The sequence below is a fragment of the Dankookia sp. P2 genome (assembly GCF_050632255.1).
Lineage (GTDB): Bacteria > Pseudomonadota > Alphaproteobacteria > Acetobacterales > Acetobacteraceae > Paracraurococcus.
On record NZ_CP192581.1, the window covers coordinates 3,480,939 to 3,500,105 of the forward strand.

Sequence of the window (19,167 nt, forward strand, 5' to 3'; positions counted from 1 at the left end):
TCAGTCCCTCACCTTGACTTTGAACATCCGCCAGGGGCGTTCCACGAGGTCCGGACCGCCCGAGAACATGGGGACACGGTTGAGCTGAGACGCCGTGAAGTAGGCATGGCCATCCGGTGCAATGGACGGGGTGATCGGCCAGACCAGGTCGGGCCGGCTCACCACCAGGTCGGAGGCGCCGTTGGCCTCCGGGCGGATGCGCCGCAACCCGTTGCTCTCGCCATCCGTCAGGTACCAGGTGCCATCAGCATCGCGGCAGATGCCGGCGATCCAGGGGCCACCCACGTCGAAGGCGACAGAGACCCGCTCCGCGATCTCGGCGTCGGTCAGGGTCCGGTCCTTGAAGGTGTCGACATGCGCCTTGAAGACCTTTCGGCCGAACAGGCACATGAAGAAGATGATGTCGGGGTCGGTGCCGAACTCGAGCAGGTCGTTGTGGATGTACATGGGGTTGCCGTTCAGCAGGTGAACGCGCCGCCCTTCCATCGTCGGCACATCCTCCGGCGCACAGCGCATCAGCGGATGCCCAACCAGGATCCGGCGATAGCTGTTGTCGCGCAGGTCGATCACGTAGAACGACCCCTCCTTCGACTCCGCCATGAAGGCATGGTCGCCGTGGAAGCGCATATGCGCGAGGCGGGTACCCGGGTGAGCGTCCTTGGGGTCGAAGATGATGACCCGCTTGGTGGCGCCGGTGGCGATCTCGATCTGGACGACCTTCACCGCACCCGGGATGGCGGTGCCGAAGTACGGCGCCGCTGCATCCAGCACCCAGAGGTTCCCCTTGCTGTCGGGAATGATGCTGTTTACGTCGACAAAGTGCTTCGTTGGGTCCTTGCCCTCGCCCCACTCGTTCCACTCGTTCCCTGGGAACGGCTTGAACGTACCGTCCGGGAAGACTTCCACCACGCCAGGCGTTGCCCCGAGCCATCCGGGCATCGAGGAGAACAGTCTGCCCTCACGGGTCATGAGGGCGCTGTTCCAAAGGAAGTCGTGGGATCGGGCAATCTCGATCGGCTCGAACAAGGCAGTGCTCCGGAGGATGAGGGATAGCAAGTCAGCAGGTCAGGCGACGAAGGCCTGCAGGAGAGAGGCGAACCGCACGGGCGCCTCCTGCATCGGGTAGTGCCCGGCTTCGAGGATGGTCTCGAACTGCACCGAGGGGAGCACGCCGTCGAGCTTCCCGCGCAGGTCCGCTTCCTTGAAGCCATCGGTGTCGTGCGCGCCGGTCAGCACCAGGACAGGCATGGCAAGCCGCGGCAGGGCGTCGGCGAAGCCAGGGCCCAGCAGCATGTTGCTGAAGTAGCCGAGGCGCGCTGCCTCGGTGGAGGTCTCGCGCGAGCGGCGGGCCTTGTAGTCGAGCCAGGCAGCGTCGTAGCGGCCACCCGTCACCGCGGCGACGATGTCGCGGCAGGCGCCCTGGTCACGGGCCACGGCTTCGAAGAAGGCCCGGCCGCCTTCGTCCAGGGTCAGGCCATCGGCGGAGACCGGGGCGCTTAGGATGACATGCGTGACCCGCGAGGACAGCTCGAGCGCGAGCTTCAGCGCGATCATGCCGCTCATCGAGTGGCCCGCGACAGCGAAGCGCTCGATGCCCAGCGCGTCGACCAGCGCGACGAGGTCGCCCACCGCCTGGTCGAGCGAGAAGCCGTCCAGGTGGCGGGACAAGCCGTAGCCCCGCAGGTCAGGGAGAATAACGGTAAAGCGGGACTGGTCGATGTACGGCTCGGCGGGCGCGTAGGTGGTGTGGTCACCGAGCCAGTCGTGAATGAGGACGATCTTGGTCGGACCGTGTCCGATGGCCTTGAAGCCCAGCATATTAGTTCCTCCTGTTGCCGACGGGTTGGTTTGCACGCGTGTCACAGCAGCCCGATGGACAGCCAGGGCACTGCGGCGACGATGATGACGGAGAGGATGACAGCGGAGAGGTAGGGCCAGACGCGGCCCATGACCTCGTCCGGAGAGGCGCGGCCGATGGCGCAGGCGGCATAGAAGCCGACGCCGAAGGGCGGCATGAACAACCCGACGCCCATGGCGAGCACGGCAACCACCGCGTAGTGCACCTGGTGGATGCCCATACTCTGGGCGATGGGGAAGAGCAGCGGGCCGAAGAGCACGATGGCCGGGATGCCTTCCAGTAGACTCCCGAGCAGGATGAAGAGAATGACGGACACCGCCATGAAGCTGGCCGCTCCGCCCGGCACCGCCCTCATCAGGGCGGCGAGGTCGCGTGAGAAGCCGGACTGCGTCAGCGCCCAGGCCATGGCGGTTGCCATGCCGAGGATGATAAGGATGGAACCCGACAGCGATGCGGTTGAAACGAGCAGCGGATAGATCCGGCGCCAGTCAAACTGACGGTAGACCAGCAGCCCAGCTACGATGCAGTAGACGATGCCGATCGTCGACACTTCGGTCGCCGTCGTGATGCCCTCGACGACGGAGGCTCGGATGATGAACGGCAGCGCCAGGGCTGGCAGAGCGGTGACGAAGACCTTTGCCAGTTCCACGGTAGTCAGACGCTTCGTGGCGGAGAGATCATCCTTTGCCGAGCGCAGGGCGCACACGACCGCGATTGCCACGCCAGCGACGAGCGCGGGCAGCAGCCCCGCGGTGAACAGGGCGGCGATGGAGACGCCGGTCACTGAACCGAGAATAATCAGCACGAAGCTCGGGGGAATTGTCTCCGTCTGCGCACCCGTCGCGGCAAGCAGAGCGACCAGGTCGCGGCGGTCTGCGCCGCGTTTCTCCATCTCGGGGAAAAGCATCGGCGCCACGGCGGCCATGTCCGCCGCCTTCGAGCCTGAGATGCCCGACACCAGGTACATCGCCCCGATCAGGACGTAGTGCAGGCCGCCCCGCACATGGCCCAGCAGACTGGCCATGAAGCCCACCAGGGCTCGGGACAGCCCGCTCATCTCCATGAACAGCCCGAGCAGCACGAACATGGGGATCGAGAGGAGGATGATGTGGGAAATGCCCTCATCGATCTCGGCCGACGACGACCTCAAGCGGCACGCGGGTAGCCATTGTGATGTAGGCTACTGTTGCCGCGCCGAAGGCAAAGCCGATGGGCACGCCCAGCAGGACACCGCCAGCGACCAGCACGACGAAGAAGAGCAGGAGGTTGTACTTCCCCATGGCGATGATGAGCGGCTTGCCCAGCACGAGCGCCGCCACCAGCACCGCCAGCACCCCGGCGGCACCGGCGAGCTGGCCGAGAGTGGCCACCCGCAACAGCCGGGCTCCGCAAAGTGCCAGCATGAAGGCGAGCCCCACGCCAATGCCAAGCACCCGCAGGCCGTCGGGCATTTCGAGGGCCGGGGTGGTGATGATCCACTCTCCGATGGCGTATTCGAAGGCCGGAGCGATTAGCAGGCACAGCAGCAAGGTGATGACGAGGGTTGAGAACGCCTCCAGCAGGGCGCGCGTCCCTCCGCCCACCATGCCAAGCACAAGCATGAGCCGCATGTGCTCGTTGCGGCCGAGGGCAATGACCGAACCGAACATGACGAGCCAGAGGAAGAGCACCGAGGCAAGCTCGTCTGCCCAGTTCAACGGCTGACCGAAGATATATCGGGCGATGACCCCGGCCAGCAGGATGCAGGCGATCATCACCACCAGCATCGCTGCCACAGGCGATGCCAGGGCCAGGACAGCCGCTTCTGTCCTGCCAGCGAGACGTTGATGCGCCGGAAGCTGTTCCAGTCCGGTGGCCGCTGCCTCGGCCACCGTGGCGTTCCCGTGTGCTTGCATGGCGGTCACGAAAGCTCGCCGGCGTACTTCGTCAGCAGCTGCCAAGCGGCAGGCTCGTAGCGGCCGCGCCATTCGCTGTAGAAGCCCGTGGAACGCAGCGCGCCCACGAAGCTGGCGACGTCGGGCTGAGTGAAAGCGATGCCCGCCGCGGTGAGGCGCTGCTTCAACGAGTTGTTGAGTTCCGCCGACAGCGCCCGCTGCCGAAGGCCTTCGGCGTTGAAGTTTCGCGTGACGACCGCCTGCATGTCGGCCGGCAGCGCACCCCAGGCGCGACGGCCAGCGAGCAGCCAGGCGCCGTCCCAAATGTGGTTGGTTTCCGCGACGTGCTTCTGCACCTCGAAGAACTTCGCGGTCTCGAAGACCACGAGCGGGTTCTCCTGGCCATCGACCAACTGCGTCTGGAGGGCCGCATAAGCCTCGCCCAGGTTGATGTTGACTGGGGCCGCGCCCAACCCACGGAACAGGGAGGTGTAGAGCGGGCTCACCGGCACGCGGATCTTGAGCCCTTTGAGGTCGTCGGCCTTCTGGACCGGGCGGTTGCTCGTGCTGAGTTGGCGGAAGCCGTTGTCCCAGACCGTGGTGAAGGGGTGGACCCCAGCCTTGGCGAATGCGTCTCGGATGTGCTCGCCGAGGTCGCCGTCGATCGCCTTCCACACCTCGTCGTAGCTCTTGAAGGCGAAGCCCATGCCGTAGATGCCTGCGACCGGCACGAAGGTGCTCAGGATCAGGCCCGCGGTGGTGAAGAACTCGACGCCGCCGCTGCGGAGCTGCGACATCATCTGGCTGTCGCCGCCCAGCTGGCTCGCACCGAAGACCTCGATCTTCAGGGCGTTCCCAGTGTCTCGCGCGGTCTTTTTGGCCGCGGCCACGAGGTGCGTGTGCACCGGATGGGTCAGCGGGAAGCCGTGCGCGAACTTGTACTGGAAATCCGCTGCCCGCGCCGGGCGCACGAGGCCAGGCATGGCCAGAGCGAAGGAGCCGGCGGCGGCGATGGACGTCAGACGACGGCGAGTGATGGCTTCCATGGTGGTTCCTCCTGCCTGCGCTCCTGATTGATCGCAGGAATTTTTTGTCGTCTGACGGCTATAAGATTGTCGACAATCTTTCAATCATCGCAAGAAAGGGCAATCTTTAGGCTGCTAAAACAAGAACTTGACGGGATTCGGCCTCATGGCACGAAAATGCAATCCGAACCGCATGGCTTGAATCAAAGCGAGAATGGCATTTGCGCGCGATGGATTGCCGACATATACAAAGCATCGTTTGTCAGGTCGGAAGGACCCCAATGGCTTCGGTAGAAGCGCAACTCGAACTGGTCCAGACGAAGACTCTAGCGTCGCTGGTGCAAGGCAAGATCGTCGACATGATCCGCGACGGCAAACTTGCCGCCGGGGAGAAACTCGTTGAGGCCGGCTTCACCGACAAATTCGGCATCAACCGGGCCGCGGTGCGGGAAGCCTTCCGCGCTCTGGAGGAAGCCGGGCTGGTACGGCTGGAAAAGAACCGCGGCGCCTTCGTGCGCGAGTTCTCCCGGAACGAGGCCATTGAGCTCTACGAAATGCGCGCTTGCCTCGAAGAGATGGCCGGGCGCCGTCTTGCGGCGGTCATCTCGGACGGCCAGCTTTCGGAACTGACGCGGCTGAACAACCGCCTCGGGACGCATGCGCGCAAGAATGCCATCGGGCAGTACTACCCGCTGAACGTTGGCTTCCACGACCGATTAGTCGAGTTGACCGGGCATGGTGCCCTGCTCACCATTTATCGTCGCCTGGCTGACCAGATGCACCTGCTACGCCAGCGCGGCTATGGCTCCGACAACAGGGCTCGTGCTGGCCCATGCGGAACACGCCGCCGTCCTGGAGGCGCTTGCCCTGCGGGATATCGAGGCAGCAGGTGCAGCAATGCGCGTTCATGCGGTCAATGGCATGGCCCGCTACCTGCAGTCGCAGGCTTAACGACCCAAAAAGGTTCAGAGAATTTCATTCCCCGGTTGCTACCGGTGCTCCAGTCGGTCTCCTCACAACCTGTCTCTCCCGACCAGGGCACCGCGCAGAGGCGCAGGTTTCCTGCGGTTTTCGGCCGCGACCTTGATGGTGCAACGGCGGAACGAGGGCGGCTCTTCTCTCCGAAAGGCCGGAGGCTCTCCGGACCTTGAGGGTTGGCCGATTTTGCCAACAAGGTTTAAGGCCTTGTTTTCGAGCCATCTTCGGCGCGGCTCCCCTGCTCCGATTCAGCAATTCCACCGCCTGACCAAAGGATCGGAGAGCGAGAATCTCGCTTCGGCCCCGAGGTGGCGAGCGGCCAACGTACCGAGAATTCGGATCTCGGGTGCTCCGCCAGTTGGCCTGGGCGTCCTGCTCTCCGTGAGATTGACCGACGCGCTAAGCGGCAGGTTCCCTGGGGTCTTCGGGGGAGGCCTGCTGACCGGCCCGAGCCAGCGAGGGCGGAAGGTGGCTCTCTCGCCGCCTACTCTCTCCGGACCTGTTGCCTTGGCCGATACAGTACGGATCCCAGGAATCAAGGCAGAACGGCGATTTCAGCGCGATCGCCACCCGGGGCACCCGCCGATGCTGCTTCGCCTGCAGCCTGAAACTCGTTGTATGCCTTGTCCCAATCCACAGCCGGAAAGGCCTCCCAAAGGCTCTGGAGGAAGTCCGGCTTGTTCAGGGTCTCGAACGTGACGTCCTTGTAGGTCTGCTTGAGCTCCATCTTCTTGATCAGCTCGTCCGCCTTCGGGATGACACTTTCCAACTGTTGCCGCAGCCAGCGGCGGGCGTGGTCATCGGTGGGATTGGGTGACAGCAGTTGCCCGCGGAATTTGTCAGGCGGGTTCGCCAACACCGTTGGAACGTAATAGGCGACGATCTCGTCGCGGGACGCATCGAGGCTGCTTTGCAGCTTCTCTCATCACCTTGGCTTGGGATTCCTCCAGCTTGGCGCGCAGATCGTCGAGCCGCTGCTCAAACAATGGCTTCTGCGCCTTCAGCAGCACACGGCCGTGGTCCTTGCCGAGCGAGGGCGTGAAATTGTCCCGGATGTCCTTCAGCGCATCCTCAATATGCTTTGAGGACAGCTCGCTTTCGCGGTCGATCAGGTCAAAGGTCGTGTTGAACCTCGACTGCGCTCCCTCCGCCGCTCCGAGGTTCTGGATGACCTTGGGAATCGCCAGCTTGCGGCGCTGAATGGCCGCGCCGGTCAGATTCAGTTCCACGTATTGCAGGTAGGGCTCGAAGACGCGGACCTGGCGGGCGACGTCGAAGCTCGCCGGCGGCGCATCCTTCAGGCTTTGCTCGACCTCCGCAAACTGTGTAGGCGGGATATCGTCCGACCGAACCTCGACGGCTTGCTCCTGGATCCTTTCCCGTTCCTCGGGCGTCCTCGCCATCGCCACGGCGATCGCCTTGGCAGCCGGGGAAAGCCGAGCGAGGGCTTCGCGCACCTGCTCCGGAGACAAGCGGAGCGCGTTCGGAGCCTCGGTTTCCCGCCGGTCGGCCTCGAGGTACCGGGCGATGGGCGTGAAGATGAAACCCGCGTCGTCAACCACCAGGAGGCCGGTGCGCAGCCCTGGGGTTGAGCGCACGGTGAACCGTCCCGGGTTTGCCGGAGGCCGATGAGCTTGAGTCAGGCCGCCACCGCAATCTCCTGCTGGCGGGCATAGTAACGCGCCTCGGCCTCGGCGGGCGGGATGTTGCCGATCGGCTCGAGGAGACGGCGGTGGTTGAACCAGTCCACCCACTCGAGGGTGGCGTACTCGACGGCCTCCAGGTTGTGCCACGGGCCGCGTCGGCGGATCACCTCGGCCTTGAACAGGCCGATGACGGTCTCGGCGAGCGCGTTGTCGTAGCTGTCGCCGACGCTGCCGACGGAGGGTTCAATACCGGCCTCGAGCAGGCGCTCGGTGTAGCGGATCGCAACGTATTGGCTGCCCCTGTCGCTGTGATGAATGAGGCCCGCCCTTCAGCGGCCGGCGGTCGTGCAGCGCCTGCTCAAGGGCATCGAGGACGAAGTCCGCATGTGCCGTCCTCGACACCCGCCAGCCGACGATGCGGCGGGCGAACACATCGATGACGAAGGCCACATAAACGAAGCCCTGCCAGATCGCCACGTAGGTGAAATCCGACACCCATAGGGCGTTCGGGTGCGGCGCCCGGAACTGGCGGTTCACCTTGTCCGCTGGGCAAGGCGAGGCCTTGTCGGCGATCGTGGTCCTGGTCTCTTTGCCGCGGACAACGCCACAGAGCCCCATCCGCCGCATCAGGCGTTCCACCGTGCAGCGGGCTATCGCGGTGCCATCCCGGCCTAACTGCCGCCAGACCTTGCGGGCGCCGTAGACCCCGAAGTTGGCCGCATGCACCCGCCGGATCTGCGCCATGAGCACCAGGTCCTGCCGAGCTCGAGGCGAGGCCCGCGTCGGATCAGCACGCTGCGCGACATGGGCATGGTAGGTCGACGGAGCGATCCGCAGCATCCTGCAGATCGGCTCGACACCGTAGACCTCGCGGTGATCGTCGATGAAGGTGATCATGGCTTCGACCGGCGGTCGAGCTCCGCCATCGCAAAATACGCCGAAGCCTTGCGTAGGATCTCATTGGCCTGCCGCAGCTCGCGGACCTCGCGCTCCAGCCCCTTGATGCGCTCTCGCTCCTCCGTCGACGCTCCGGACCTCTGGCCCGCATCGCGCTCGGCCTGCCGCACCCACTTCCGCAGCGCCTCGGCCGTGCAGCCGATCTTGGCCGCGATCGACCCAATCGCGGCCCACTGAGAGGCGTGGTCGCCCCCATGGTCCAGCACCATCCGCACCGCACGCTGCCGGACTTCAGGCGAATAGCGGTTCGACGTCTTCTTGGTCATTGCCCCATCCTCTCAACGATTGAGGCCTCCGGCAAACCCGGGACGGTTCACGGCGATCCCGGCGCCTCGGAGAACCGCTACAGCAGCGAGATCTCCAAACCCCATGCGCATCACGCGCTCATCGAAGTCCAGAATCACCGTGATCAGCACCGGATCGAGGCGCTTCGCCAGGTGGGCCAGGGCCTCGGCGGGTTCTTGCTGGATCCCCGGTGCCGCATAGCAGACTGAAACCTGGGCACCGCCGATGCACGCCGCCATTCCCGCCGAGTCCAGCGAGACAAACATCGGTCCAGTCATGGAGTATCTGCCCTTTCGGACCGCTCACGCCGCGGCGTCAGCTTGCGGCGCCTGGGCGAGAACAAAATGAACGCCTCGGAGTCGGGTGTGGACTCCCACAGGGCGAGTTGACGTGCGTCGGAGCCGGCTGGCTTGGCGCGCTGCAGCCCGCGGACACGCTGCCAAGGCGCATCCACCCGCGCCGGGGTGTCGAACAACGCGAGCTCGGTCTCTCGTGCGCTCTCGTCATCTGGCGTTGCCACCAGAGCGCCCTCCGGATCGTAGATTGGCGCCCAGGCGATCTTCCCCGGATCGAAGAGATACTCGTACTGACCGGCGACGGGGCCCTGCACCCGGACGCGAACCTGCTGCATGCCGGAGGCGGGCGTCGGGCGGAACGGCAGGACCGTGGGCTTCAGCTCCGGGCGGCGGCGGTTGTCGATGTGCCAGTCGGCGCGCAGCTCGATACCGCCTCGCCCCGCCTCAATGCCTTCGACTTTGCACGACAGCCGGGCGATCGCCGTGCCCAGGCTCGCCAGGGCCAGGGATGAGGTCGGTGGCAGAGTCGGAAAAACGTAGATGTGCACCTCGGCCTGCATCGACTGGATGCGGTCAAGCGCCTCGGGGATCTCGAAGTAGATGATCTGCCCGGGGCGCGGCAGGCGACCGCTGGTGTATGCAGCCAGGACGACGATGGTCCGCATGTTCTCGGCGTCTTTGGGAAGGTCGCCATTAGCCTCCGCGTAGAGGCCGTCGATGAACTGCATTGTCCACCACGTGTATGCTTCCTTCATGCCCGGGTCGTAGGGAACCGCCTGGCGCACGGCTTCATCCACATGCTGGCGCAGCGCGACAGAATGCGGCTCGTTCGCGGGGCCTTCCAGCAGAACGCCGGCCTCGCCATTCTTGACGTGTAGGGCGAAGCCGGTGAGGTTGTGGGAGCCTGTGAAGGCGGCGGCTTGGCCATCGCCCATGTCGAGCAGATAGACCTTGCTGTGCACCATGGGGTGGTAGCGTGCGAAGGGGTGCCTGTTGGTGCCGGTTGGCCGCGTATGTCCCAGATGGACGTGAAGGGCGGACGACGCGACGTCAGCCGCAAGCAGGCGGTCCAGCGCGTCGAAGGCGCGCCAGGTGGCAGCGCCGACGACGAGTTGAGCAAGCTTGCTTGGGTGCGCGCGCAGCGGCGCGGCGATGGCCTCGATCCCTTCCACCGTCATGAAGCCGGCGACGAATGATGCCTTGGCGCAGCGCGTGAGGCGATCGCGCAGCAGCGAGGCGATCTCGTGCTGCGGCTGATCGAAAAGGACCTGGACCGTGACCGTCATGCGCGGAACCGCCCATGTCCTGGGGTGGTACGGCGTCGACCGTCCCCACCGGTGGAAAGGGGAAGCTCGCCCATCTTACCCGTCTGCCTCTGGCAGGGCGAAGGCGCCTGGCCAGCCGGGCATTGTCAGCTTCGTGGTTTCTGGCCGGAACGAAGAGACGGGGCCAGAATGGCGAGATGACGTCCGAGCCCGCCACCTACCCCGGATACCGCTTCCCAGCCGAGATCATCAGCTACGCCGTCTGGCTGTACCACGTGTTCGGCCTGAGCCTGCGCGAGGTGGAGCTTATCCTGGCCGAGAGAGGCATCGTCGTCAGCCATGAGAGCATCCGGCAGTGGTGCCTCAAGTTCGGCGCCGACTTCGCTCAAAAGCTTCGTCAGCGCAGGCCCAAGCCGGGCGACACTTGGCACCTCGATGAGGTGTTTCTGAAGATCAATGGCGAAGCTGCATTATCTCTGGCGCGCGGTGGACCAGCACGGCGTCATGCTCGACATTCTGGTCCAGGACCGAAGGAATGCCACGGCCGCAAAGCGCTTCTTCAAACGCCTGCTCGCTGGGCTGAAGTACAAGCCAAAGCGCATCGTCACTGACGGCCTGCGTAGCTACGGGGTCGCGCACCGCGAGATCCTGCCCGAGGTGAAGCACCGAACCAGTCGATATCTGAACAACAGAGCGGAGAACTCGCACAGGCCGACGCGGCGTCGAGAACGCCAAATGCAGCGGTTCAAGTCACCGGAGCAGGCGCAGCGCTTCCTGTCATCCCACACCATGATCTACGGCCACTTCCATCCGCGGAGGCATCTGATGACCGCGATCGAGTTCTGCAATGCCCGCGCTAAGGCCTTCCGGATCTGGCGGCAGGAGACGTGCGTCCGAATTGCAGCGTGATCACAAAGTGCGTCGTGCCGTGCGATCAAACGCGTCTATCAGTCTAACAACTTGACTATGCCCGCTCGAAGTCGCGGGCCAGCCGCCGGTTGCGGCTGATCCAGCCGATGGTGCGCTCGACGATCCAGCGCTTCGGCAGCACGACGAAGCGGTGCCTATCGCAGCGTCGCACGATCTCCATCTTCCATGTACCGGTGCGGGCGACGGCGGCGGCCATCTTCGGCCCCTGATAGCCTGCATCGCCGATGATGCGCTCGACAAGGGGAACAGCCTGCGCGCCTGGCGCAGCAGCGGCTCGGCGCCATCGCGGTCCTGCACGTTGGCGGGATGCACGATGACCGCGAGTAGCATGCCGATGGTATCGGTCAGCAGGTGGCGCTTGCGGCCGACGACCTTCTTGCCCGCGTCGTAGCCGGACGGGTCGAGCGTAGAGCCCCTTTTGCGCGCCCTTCGCCGTCTGGCTGTCGATGATCGCGGTCGTCGGGCTGGCCTCACGCCCGGCACCCTCGCGCACCGCGACGTAGAGCGCGTGGTGGATGCGCTCGATGGTGCCTTCCCATTCCCAGCGCGAGAAGTAATCCCAAACCGTGCTCTTCGGCGGCAGGTCCTTCGGCAGCGCGCTCCATTGGCAGCCGGCGGAGAGCACGTAGAACACCGCGTTCAACACCTCGCGCACGTCCACCTTGCGGGGCCTGCCGCCGTGCTTCGCTGGCCGGATCAGTGGCGCAACCAGCGCCCACTCGGCATCCGTCAAATCTGAGGGATAGCGCAGCCCCCGCCGGTCCGCCGCACGCCGATGTTCCGCCGTCCATGCCATCCGTCTCCTCCCGCAGAATCGCCCGCAGGAACAGCGAGATCACATCCGATTCAGGCGATTCAATTCCTTTCCGGATGGGCTCTTATCAGTCGCTTCTGGGTGCGAGAACTGCGTTTGCTTCCCTCAAGCTTTTACCCTTCTGCAGCGCGCTGGTTGATCGTGCGGGAGGCATCCTAATAGCGCTCTTGCGTCTTGCCGGTACCACTGGCATCACTCCTACCGAGCTGACTATGGATTGACCTGTCGTGCTCATTCAAGATCGGTCAATGACCTGATGCGGCCGGTCTTGGCGATGAGCTTGTTCCAGGCTTCGCAGCAGGCACCGATGATAACGCGCGCGCCGCTGAACAGCCGGCCCGCCAGGTAGCGGTTCCGCAGGTCCCGGCAAGGCTTGGTCGGCCGGCCCATTCTCTGCGCCCGGCACGCCGGCGGCATCCGGCATCACGGCGCACCCGATGGCGCATGGCCGCCGGCCAGCGGCTTGGCCTCCAGCGCCGTGCTACCCTGCCCACCGCGGCGCGCCATGGCGCGCGCCACCACGTAGAAGACCGGGGTGAACAACAGGCCGAACAGCGTTACCCCGAGCATGCCGTAGAACACCGCCACGCCGAGGCTCTGCCGCATCTCGGCGCCGGCACCGGTCGCCACTGTCAGCGGCAGCACGCCGAGGATGAAGGCCAGGCTGGTCATCAGAATCGGCCGCAGCCGGGTGCGCGCGGCCATCGCCGCCGCCTCCCAGCGCGTGGCGCCCGCCTGCTCCGCGGCCCGGGCGAACTCCACGATCAGGATGGCGTTCTTCGCCGCCAGCCCGACCAGCACCACCAGCCCGACCTGCACCAGCACGTTGTTGTCAAGTCCGGTGTGCCAGACGCCGAGCAGCGCGGCAAGAACCGACATCGGCGCGATCATCACCACCGCCAGCGGCAGCAGCCAGCTCTCGTACATGGCCGCCAGTACCAGGAAGACGAAGACCACCGCCAGGCCGAAGGCGACTGGCGCGGTGTTGCCGGCGATGCGCTCCTGCAGCGCGAGCTCCGTCCATTCGTAGCCGAAGCCTTCCGGCAGGGCCTCGCGCAGCACCGCCTCCATCGCCGCGATCGCCTGGCCGGTGGAGACGCCAGGCAGCGCCGCGCCCTGCAGCTCGGCCGCGGGATAGAGGTTGTAGCGCGGCACCCGATAGGGGCCCGAGGTCTCGCGGAAGGTGGCGAGGCTGCCGAGCGGGACCATCGATCCGCTCTCGGCCCGGGTGCGCAGCCGGGCGATGTCCTCGACCGTCATGCGATGGGCCATGTCGGCCTGCGCCGTTACCCGCCAGGTGCGGCCGAGCAGGTTGAAGTCGTTGACGAAGGCCGAGCCCATATAGGTGCCCATCGCCTCGTGCACGCGGGAGATGGGAACACCCAGCATCTCCGCCCGGGTCCGGTCGATATCGGCCTGGATCTGCGGCGTCGCGGTGTTGAACAGGCTGAAGGCGAAGGCGATGCCGGGCGTCCGGTTCGCCGCCGCCATCACCTGCTGCGTCGCCGCCTCCAGCGCCTGCGGGCCGCGCCCGGCGCGGTCCTGGATCATCAGCTTGAAGCCGCCGCCGGTGCCGATGCCGGGGACCGGCGGCGGCGGGATGACCAGCACGCGCGCATCCGCCTCGCCGGACAGCCGGGCCTGCAGGTCGGCGAGGATGGCATTGCCGCTCAGCCCCCGCTTCTCGCGGTCCTCGAAGGACTCGAGGCCGGTGAAGACGACGCCGGTGTTCGGCGCATTGGTGAAGGTGGCACCGTCGAAGCCGACGAAGGCGACCGCGTCCTTGATGCCCGGCGTCGCCAGGATGGTCTCGGACGCCCGGCGGATGACGGCATCCGTCCGGCTCAGGCTGGCGCCCGGCGGCAGCTGGAAGGCGGCGATGAAGTAGCCGCGGTCGAGCGGCGGGATCAGGCCGGTCGGCGTCGCCAGCACACGCTGCCCGGTCGCCGCCAACAGCCCGGCATAGAGCAGCAGCAGGATCACGGGCAGCCGCACCAGCCGCCGGGTCAGCCCGCCATAGCCGAGCGAGAGCCGGTCGAACAGCCAGTTGAAGCCGCGGAAGAAGAGGCCGATCGGCGCCAGCAGCCGGGACTTCGGCGCGGCATGGCCGTGCGGCTTCAGCAGCAGCGCCGCCAGCGCCGGGGACAGCGTCAGCGAGACCAGCATCGACAGCACGGTGGCGACCGCGATGGTCACCGCGAACTGCTTGTAGAAGGCGCCCTGGATGCCGCCGATGAAGGCGGTGGGGACGAAGACCGCGACCAGCACCAGGGCGATCGCCACCAGCGCGCCGCCGACCTCGTCCATGGTCAGCCGGGCGGCTTCCAGCGGCGAGAGCCCGTCTGCCATGTGCCGCTCGGCATTCTCGACCACGACGATGGCATCGTCCACGACGATGCCGATGGCGAGGATCAGCCCGAACATGGTCAGGGTGTTCAGGGTGAAGCCCAGCGCCAGCAGCACGGCGAAGGTGCCGATGATGGAGACCGGGATGGCCAGCAGCGGGATCACCGCGGCGCGCCAGTTCTGCAGGAACAGCACCACCACCAGCACCACCAGCAGGACGGCCTCGGCGAAGGTGTGCAGCACGGCCTCCATGCTCTGGGCGATGAAGCGCGTCGGGTCGTAGACCACGCTGTAGCCGATGCCGGAGGGGAAGCCGCCCTGCGCCTCCTCCATGGTGCGGCGGACCGCGGCGGCGGTGGCCAGCGCATTGGTGCCGGGCCGCTGGAAGATCACGATGGCGGTCGCCACCTGGTTGTTCAGCAGCGCGTTCACCGTGTAGTCGGCGGCGCCGATCTCGGTCCGCGCGATATCGCGCAGCCGCAGCGGCGCGCCGTTCGCGCCTGTCGCGATGACCTGCTCGTCGAACTGCTCGGGCGAGGTGAGGCGGCCCTGCGCCTGCAGGTTCACCTCGAAGGCGCCGGCTTGCTCGGCGCGCGGTGCCTGGCCGATGGCGCCGGTGGCGACCTGGGCATTGGCCCGGCGCAGCGCGTCCAGCACGTCGCCCGGCGCCAGGCCGCGCGCCGCCACCCGGTCGGGGTCGAGCCAGACCCGCATGGCATAGTCGCGCGCGCCGAAGACCTGCGCGTCGCCGACGCCGTCCAGCCGCGTCAGCCGGTCCTTGATCGCCAGCGTGGCGAAATTGGAGATGTATTCCTGGCTGCGGGTTCCATCGGGGGAGGTCAGGTGCACGACCATCAGCAGGTCGGGCGAGGCTTTCTTCACCGTGATGCCGAGCCGCCGGACATCCTCGGGCAGCCGCGGCTCGGCAATGGCGACGCGGTTCTGCACCAGCACTTGCGCCTGGTCGATGTCGGTGCCCTGCTGGAACACCACGCTGATCGTCACCCGCCCGTCACCGGTCGATTGGGAGGACAGGTACAGCATGCTGTCGACGCCGTTCACCTCCTGCTCGATCGGGCCGGCGACGGTGGCGGCGATAGTCTCCGCCGAGGCGCCGGGATAGAGCGCGGTGACCTGCACGGTCGGCGGGGCGATGTCGGGATACTCGGCGATCGGCAGCCGCCAGGCGGCGATGCCGCCGACCAGGGTGATGGCGATGGCCAGCACGGCGGCGAAGACCGGGCGGTCGATGAAGAAGCGGGCGAGGCGCATGGCGCGGTGTTCCTCGGGGCGGAAGCCGGCCCCGGCGGCCCATGGCGGCCGGCCTCCCCGGGGGAGGCGGCGCCACGGCTCGGGTCTGCGGAAGGCGGCTAGTTGGCGGCGGCCAGCGGGCCCGGTCCGATGCGGCCGAGCTCGGCGGTGACACGGGCGCCCGGGCGGGCCCGGTGCAGCCCGCCGATGATCACCCGGTCCTCCGGCGCGAGGCCGCTGCGCACGACGCGCAGCCCGTCCACCAGCGGGCCGAGCTGCACGGTGCGCGGCGCGACCGTGCCGTCGGGCGCGACGGTCAGCACCATGCGGCCGGACTGGTCGGCCATGACCGCGGCATCGGGCACCATCAGCGCCGGCGCCTCCCCGGCAAACAGCCGCAGCCGGGCGAAGCTGCCGGGCGTCAGGAAGAGGTCTGGGTTCGGCACCACGGCACGGCCGCGGATCGTGCCGCTGCGGGCATCGAAGCCGCTGTCGACGAAGTCCATACGGCCCTCCCGGCGGAATTCGGGCTCGTCCAGCAGGCGGAGCTGCACCACGGTCGCGCCCTGGCCGCCGTCGCGCCGCATGCCGCCCTGGGCCGCCCGGGCATAGCGCAGGTACTCGGCCTCGCTGGCGTCGAAGGACACATAGATGGGGTCAAGCGCGACCAGCGTGGTCAGCAGCGTGGCACCCTGCTGCACCAGATTGCCGGCATCTACCCGGCGGTCGCTGACGCGGCCCGGGCGCGGCGCGCGGATCTCGGAGAACTCCAGGTCGAGCTCGGCCTGGTGCAGCGCGGCGCGGGCGGCGGCGAGGCCGGCCTGCGCCTCGCGCAGCGCGCTGCGCCGGGTGTCCATCTCGGCTTCCGGCGCGAAGCGCTGCTGGACCAGCGGCGTGTAGCGCTGCACCTGCTGCTCGGCGAGGGTGAGCCGCGCCTCGTTGCGGGCGACCTCGGCGCGGGCGGTCTCGACGGCGATCAGAAAGGGCCGCTGGTCGAGGGTGAAGAGCAGCTTCGCCGGCGCGGACCAGGGCGCCGTCCTGGAAATGCACCTGCATCACTTGGCCGGAGACGCGCGGGCGGATCTCGACCCGGGCGGAAGGCTCAATGCGCGCGGTGTGCTCGTCCCACTCCGCCACCGGGCGGGCGAGCGGGGCGGCGACCGTGACGGAAGGCGCGGCGGGGCCGCCCTGGGCCTGGGCCGGCGGCGCCAGGGCCGTGCCGGCCAGCAGGGCCAGGGCGGTCGCGCCCTGCACCAGCCGGTTCGCCTGGCGCGGGGCAATGCCGGCCTGGGTCCGGTTCAACCAATCAATCCAGGGACTTGCGTCGTTTTCGCCCGACAGGGCCTTGCGATGATCAGGGCGCATCGCCATTCTCCAGGGCCAGATGATACCGACCGGTTCGTCCCAAAGTAAGTGACCGGTCAGTATCATCAAGGCAGGTTTGCGGCGCCATCCATCACGCTGCCGAGAGGAGAAGGAGACCGCCATGTCCAGCGCCACGGCCGACCGGCCGAAGGCAGCGCAGCGCATCCAGAGCGCGGCGAAGGACCTGTTCTACCGCCAGGGCATCCGGGCCACCGGGGTCGAGGAGGTCTGCCGCGTCGCTGAGGCGACCAAGATGAGCCTCTACCGTGCCTATCCCAGCAAGGATGCGCTGGTCGCCGCTATCCTCGCCGAGGATGCCGCGGCCTATGACGCTTGGTTCGAGGCGGTGACGGCGCCGGCCGCGACCCCGGCGGACAAGCTGCAGGCGGTGGTCGCGGCGATTGCGGCGAAGCTGCAGGAGCCCGACTATCGCGGCTGTCCCCTGCTGCTGGCGCAGGCTGGATTTCCCGACCCGCAACACCCGACGCATCAGGCGGTGGCAGCGCACAAGAGCCGCATGCGCGCCGGCTTGGCCGAGCTCGCAAGCGAGGCGGGGGCGAGGCGGCCGGAGTTGATGGCCGACACTCTGGCGATGCTGATCGACGGCGCCTGGGCGGCCATGCCCTATCTTGGTGGTGCCAGGGCAGGCGAGGTGCTGCTCGCGGGGGCTGAAGTCATCTTGCGTGACGCGATTGGGCAGTGACCAGTCGCCTCCTCTGGGCCTGAATCTGAAGACCGGTTTGGCAGGGATACAAATCTCCCAGTCATTCCGGCGCTGGAGGAGTCCGCGAGCGGCTTGGTGGTCAGCTTGAAGTTCAGCATTGCCCTGATCAAGTGAGGACTGCTCAGCTTGGTCCGATACCAAGCAGAGCGCCCGGATCGTCGCCTACTCCGCCGCGACGCGCGGCACCTCGCCGGGTACCGCGCCCTTCAGTGCCGGCATCACCTCGCGGGCAAAGATCTCGATGTTCTTCATGGTCAGCGCATGCGGCAGCGTGCCGAAATGCAGCCCGGCCATAACGATGTTGAAGCCGCCGCGCCTCTGATATTCCGCCAACTGCTCGATTACCGTCTGCGGGCTGCCGCAGATGAAGGTGCCCTGCTCCAGCATCTGCTCCATAGTCCGGTAGCCGCCGGTGATGGTCTTCCGCGATTGGATCAGCCCCTCATCGAGGCCATGGAAGTGTAGCCGGGCGGCAGCAGCATCTCCTGCGGCATGCGCAGGAACTTGTTGGCGAAGCTCTCGATATGCGGCTTTGCCTCTTCCTGGGCGATGGCGTCGGTCTCCGCCACATAGATCTTGATCGACCAGCCGAGCTGGTCTGGGGACGCCTGATAGCCCTGTCGCTCCGCCTCGTCACGGTAGGACTGCATGGTCTTGAACAGCGTCGCTGCCGGTGCCGCGGTCTGCAGGTAGGTGTAGCGGCGCGCCGGATCGGCCGCGAACTCGATGGTCTCGCGCGAGCCCTGCGACGGGATCCAGACTGCCGGATGCGGCTGCTGGTAGACCCGCGGCCAGAGGTTCACGTGCGGGAAATGATAGTATTTGCCCTCCCAGGGGAACGGGCCCGGCTGCGTCCAGGCCGCGATGATCAGGTCGTGCGCTTCGTGGAAGCGCTGATGGCTCTCGGTCGGGTTGACTGCCAGCGAATGGTACTCGGCACCGATGCCGCGCACGAAGCCGGTGATCAGACGGCCGCGGGTAATGTTGTCCAGTACCGCGGATTCCTCGGCGACCGAAAGCGGGTTGGCCAGCACCGGAAGCGCCCGGCCCAGCACCGCGATTTTCGCCGTGTCGGGAATTTTCCGCGCCAGCATGCCGGCGAAGACATTCGGGCAGGGCATCAGGCCATAGGCGTTCTGGTGGTGCTCGTTGACGCCGACGCCTTCGAAGCCGAGCTCGGCGGCATACTCCAGCTCATCCAGGTAGCGGTGGTACAGGTCGGCGCCCTTGACCGGGTCGTAGTAGCTGTTCGGTAGCGTCACCCAGGAGGACGGGTGGATCTTGTCGTAATCCGGGTCGAGGTCCGCGTAGGGCATCAGGTGAAGAAGAAGAATCTCATCGACCGACCCTCCCCAGAAAGCTCTCCAGGTGCCCACAGAATTCCACAGCCTTCTCTGTCTGCGGCGAATGACCGCAGTCCGGCACCACCACCGCCTCGGCACCCGGTATCAGTCCGGCCCAGTGTTGGGCATAGACCTGCGGCAGGTACCGATCCTCCGCCCCCCAGACGATCAGGGTGGGCACGTCGATCCGGTGCAGCCACTTGTGCAGAT

General features: G+C 66.7%; 17 protein-coding genes, 3 pseudogenes and 1 other annotated feature. Of the genes and pseudogenes, 3 read left to right on the forward strand and 17 right to left on the reverse strand.

Annotation, left to right across the window (positions count from 1 at the left end):
• The 5 genes from ACQ86J_RS20560 to ACQ86J_RS20580 are packed head-to-tail and all read right to left on the reverse strand — an operon-like array spanning nt 1 to nt 4,778.
• Nucleotides 1-1,026: a hypothetical protein gene (locus tag ACQ86J_RS20560; RefSeq protein WP_431266990.1), complete on the reverse strand. Its 1,026-nt coding sequence runs from the start codon at nt 1,024-1,026 to the stop codon at nt 1-3.
• Between the two features lie 39 nt (nt 1,027-1,065).
• Nucleotides 1,066-1,818 (reverse strand): alpha/beta fold hydrolase, encoded by a 753-nt coding sequence (locus tag ACQ86J_RS20565; protein ID WP_431266991.1) that lies wholly within the window; start codon nt 1,816-1,818, stop codon nt 1,066-1,068.
• A gap of 41 nt (nt 1,819-1,859) precedes the next feature.
• Complete coding sequence (locus ACQ86J_RS20570; protein WP_431266992.1) at nt 1,860-2,945, reverse strand: TRAP transporter large permease; 1,086 nt, start codon at nt 2,943-2,945, stop codon at nt 1,860-1,862.
• A 34-nt stretch (nt 2,946-2,979) separates the two neighbouring features.
• Nucleotides 2,980-3,729 carry a TRAP transporter small permease gene (locus tag ACQ86J_RS20575; RefSeq protein WP_431266993.1) on the reverse strand — a complete coding sequence of 250 codons (750 nt, stop codon included), beginning with the start codon at nt 3,727-3,729 and terminating at the stop codon, nt 2,980-2,982.
• Nucleotides 3,730-3,758: 29 nt separating this feature from the next.
• Nucleotides 3,759-4,778, reverse strand: a complete 1,020-nt coding sequence (locus ACQ86J_RS20580) for a TRAP transporter substrate-binding protein (RefSeq protein WP_431266994.1) — start codon at nt 4,776-4,778, stop codon at nt 3,759-3,761.
• A gap of 260 nt (nt 4,779-5,038) precedes the next feature.
• Here ACQ86J_RS20580 and ACQ86J_RS20585 point away from each other — a divergent pair, with 260 nt between their 5' ends.
• Nucleotides 5,039-5,908 carry an FCD domain-containing protein gene (locus tag ACQ86J_RS20585; RefSeq protein WP_431266995.1) on the forward strand — a complete coding sequence of 290 codons (870 nt, stop codon included), beginning with the start codon at nt 5,039-5,041 and terminating at the stop codon, nt 5,906-5,908.
• 362 nt (nt 5,909-6,270) lie between these two features.
• On the opposite strand, the gene ACQ86J_RS20590 is transcribed toward ACQ86J_RS20585, so the two are convergent.
• From ACQ86J_RS20590 to ACQ86J_RS20610, 5 genes and pseudogenes are all read right to left on the reverse strand, one after another.
• A complete protein-coding gene (locus ACQ86J_RS20590) occupies nt 6,271-6,591 on the reverse strand; it encodes a hypothetical protein (protein ID WP_431266996.1) in 321 nt (106 codons plus the stop codon).
• On the reverse strand, nt 6,575-7,297 hold the full coding sequence (locus ACQ86J_RS20595) for a hypothetical protein (RefSeq protein WP_431266997.1): 723 nt from the start codon (nt 7,295-7,297) through the stop codon (nt 6,575-6,577). The genes ACQ86J_RS20590 and ACQ86J_RS20595 overlap by 17 nt, the downstream gene beginning before the upstream one ends.
• A gap of 77 nt (nt 7,298-7,374) precedes the next feature.
• Nucleotides 7,375-8,604, reverse strand: a pseudogene (locus tag ACQ86J_RS20600) (IS3 family transposase).
• Nucleotides 8,204-8,320 (reverse strand) — a sequence feature (AL1L pseudoknot). It overlaps the preceding pseudogene by 117 nt.
• Before the next feature lie 12 nt (nt 8,605-8,616).
• Entirely contained in the window at nt 8,617-8,889 is a 273-nt protein-coding gene (locus ACQ86J_RS20605) for a hypothetical protein (protein ID WP_431266998.1), read from the reverse strand.
• Between the two features lie 8 nt (nt 8,890-8,897).
• Nucleotides 8,898-10,205 carry a hypothetical protein gene (locus ACQ86J_RS20610; RefSeq protein WP_431266999.1) on the reverse strand — a complete coding sequence of 436 codons (1,308 nt, stop codon included), beginning with the start codon at nt 10,203-10,205 and terminating at the stop codon, nt 8,898-8,900.
• A gap of 176 nt (nt 10,206-10,381) precedes the next feature.
• Between ACQ86J_RS20610 and ACQ86J_RS20615 the strand changes: the two are divergent.
• A pseudogene (locus ACQ86J_RS20615) lies at nt 10,382-11,093 on the forward strand (IS6 family transposase).
• A 64-nt stretch (nt 11,094-11,157) separates the two neighbouring features.
• On the opposite strand, the pseudogene ACQ86J_RS20620 reads toward ACQ86J_RS20615, so the two are convergent.
• The 4 genes and pseudogenes from ACQ86J_RS20620 to ACQ86J_RS20635 all read right to left on the reverse strand — a co-directional run.
• Nucleotides 11,158-11,910, reverse strand: a pseudogene (locus ACQ86J_RS20620) (IS5 family transposase); the annotation flags it as partial.
• Nucleotides 11,911-12,159: 249 nt separating this feature from the next.
• On the reverse strand, nt 12,160-12,318 hold the full coding sequence (locus ACQ86J_RS20625; RefSeq protein ID WP_431267000.1) for a hypothetical protein: 159 nt from the start codon (nt 12,316-12,318) through the stop codon (nt 12,160-12,162).
• A gap of 33 nt (nt 12,319-12,351) precedes the next feature.
• Nucleotides 12,352-15,546 (reverse strand): efflux RND transporter permease subunit, encoded by a 3,195-nt coding sequence (locus tag ACQ86J_RS20630; RefSeq protein WP_431267001.1) that lies wholly within the window; start codon nt 15,544-15,546, stop codon nt 12,352-12,354.
• A gap of 98 nt (nt 15,547-15,644) precedes the next feature.
• The gene (locus tag ACQ86J_RS20635) at nt 15,645-16,535 is read right to left on the reverse strand and encodes an efflux RND transporter periplasmic adaptor subunit (protein WP_431272478.1); all 891 of its coding nucleotides are present in this window, start codon (nt 16,533-16,535) and stop codon (nt 15,645-15,647) included.
• A 476-nt stretch (nt 16,536-17,011) separates the two neighbouring features.
• Here ACQ86J_RS20635 and ACQ86J_RS20640 point away from each other — a divergent pair, with 476 nt between their 5' ends.
• Nucleotides 17,012-17,593, forward strand: coding sequence for a TetR/AcrR family transcriptional regulator (locus ACQ86J_RS20640; protein WP_431267002.1), 582 nt, complete (start codon nt 17,012-17,014; stop codon nt 17,591-17,593).
• A 183-nt stretch (nt 17,594-17,776) separates the two neighbouring features.
• Here the strand turns inward: ACQ86J_RS20640 and ACQ86J_RS20645 are convergent, their stop codons facing one another.
• The 3 genes from ACQ86J_RS20645 to ACQ86J_RS20655 are packed head-to-tail and all read right to left on the reverse strand — an operon-like array spanning nt 17,777 to nt 19,138.
• A complete protein-coding gene (locus tag ACQ86J_RS20645) occupies nt 17,777-18,010 on the reverse strand; it encodes a hypothetical protein (RefSeq protein WP_431267003.1) in 234 nt (77 codons plus the stop codon).
• A 38-nt stretch (nt 18,011-18,048) separates the two neighbouring features.
• A complete protein-coding gene (locus ACQ86J_RS20650; RefSeq protein ID WP_431267004.1) occupies nt 18,049-18,930 on the reverse strand; it encodes an LLM class flavin-dependent oxidoreductase in 882 nt (293 codons plus the stop codon).
• Between the two features lie 19 nt (nt 18,931-18,949).
• Nucleotides 18,950-19,138 (reverse strand): alpha/beta fold hydrolase, encoded by a 189-nt coding sequence (locus ACQ86J_RS20655; RefSeq protein WP_431267005.1) that lies wholly within the window; start codon nt 19,136-19,138, stop codon nt 18,950-18,952.
• Nucleotides 19,139-19,167 lie beyond the last annotated feature (29 nt).